Origin of the sequence: Escherichia sp. KCJ4928 (genome assembly GCF_004352695.1) — a bacterium.
Taxonomy (GTDB): domain Bacteria; phylum Pseudomonadota; class Gammaproteobacteria; order Enterobacterales; family Enterobacteriaceae; genus ECMA0423.
Genome location: NZ_SJWV01000733.1, coordinates 1 through 280 on the forward strand (window position 1 = coordinate 1; position 280 = coordinate 280).

The window sequence follows — 280 nt, forward strand, 5'->3', positions numbered from 1 at the left end:
GGATACGGCGTGCCGGGTGAAGCCGGTCAGCCATTTCTGGTAGCTTTCGTGGAGCAGCTCGTAACGGGTCTGATACTGTGGTTTCATTTTCATATTCCTCACGGGGGATAACAGGCAGCAGAACGCCGCCGGCAGGCCGGAGACTGCGTCTGTTGCAGATGAACGGTTAAGAATTACGGACGGGACTGTGCAATACGCGCCTGCAGCCAGGCTTCCACTTCGCTTTTCAGCCATCGGGAGCTGCGGCCCATTTTGATGGGCGCAGGAAAGTCACCATCCT

At 57.1% G+C, this 280-nt stretch carries 2 pseudogenes; both read right to left on the reverse strand.

Annotated features, from left to right (window positions below):
* Positions 1-210 (reverse strand): annotated as a pseudogene (locus E0D98_RS28335) (hypothetical protein); the annotation flags it as partial.
* Positions 174-280: pseudogene (locus E0D98_RS26500) on the reverse strand (Rha family transcriptional regulator); the annotation flags it as partial. The pseudogenes E0D98_RS26500 and E0D98_RS28335, both read right to left, overlap by 37 nt.